Source organism: Oleiphilus sp. HI0066 (assembly GCF_001635725.1).
Genome location: NZ_LWFH01001852.1, coordinates 1 through 737, shown reverse-complemented (window position 1 = coordinate 737; position 737 = coordinate 1). Strand labels below are relative to the sequence as shown.

2 protein-coding genes are annotated in these 737 nt (G+C 47.9%); both read right to left on the bottom strand.

Features of this window, described 5'->3' with window-relative positions:
* Positions 1-191, bottom strand: a 191-nt coding sequence (locus A3738_RS32275) for a hypothetical protein (protein ID WP_156504573.1), incomplete at its 3' end; no start/stop codon positions are given.
* Positions 188-737: PilX N-terminal domain-containing pilus assembly protein (locus tag A3738_RS28635; RefSeq protein ID WP_231876792.1), on the bottom strand; the 550-nt coding region annotated here is incomplete at its 5' end. The genes A3738_RS32275 and A3738_RS28635, both read right to left, overlap by 4 nt.

The following is a 737-nucleotide window of genomic DNA, read 5'->3' as shown; positions in this document are numbered from 1 at the left end:
TTCACAGACGAGCCTAACCATAATGGCTGGTCTGCTAACTGACCTGGAGCAGAATAAGCAATAGTAGGTGCGGTCAGATATGTGACCAGCGCACACCAACGAAGTTTGCGTTCGAATGTTTTCATAGCACGCCCCCCTGCAAGGTCGCTAGAGCTTGATGCTTCTGTCGTATGTCTATTGATCAAGCTCATAGTTTTTTACCGTAGTATGTTTCAATAATGCGTTGTGAATTCGCGGTACCACCTGTACTACGCGCGACAATTCTAAACGTTGTGATTAAAGGGTTACCGGTGCCTGAACCATAACCACCACCGGTTTCACCAAAGTCACCCTGACCGGTGTTTAGACCATCATCTTCGACTGAACCCGCAAGCTCTATAAAGTAACGTGGTTGCACTGTTTGCCCTGCCACGGCACCCGCTGCCTGGGTGGCGGTATTGTTTACGTCATCAACCCAAATGCTGGCATCAAATGGGTCTGGCGCATTACCATTGGTATAAAACGGGCCAGTTGAATTGAAACCCGTTGTCGAAATAAACGCTTCAATAGCTTGCTCTGCAGCGCGAACGGCTGTTTCTGAACCTTGCAGTGCAACGTTGCCGTCTTGAATCGCTGCAGACATCTTCCCTTGCATAATGGTGTCGTTCATTGAGCTCACACCCAATACCGTCAAGATCAACAAGAAGATAAGCGAGATAAATAAGGCAGCGCCTTTCTGCTTTTTAGGGTTTAGATTC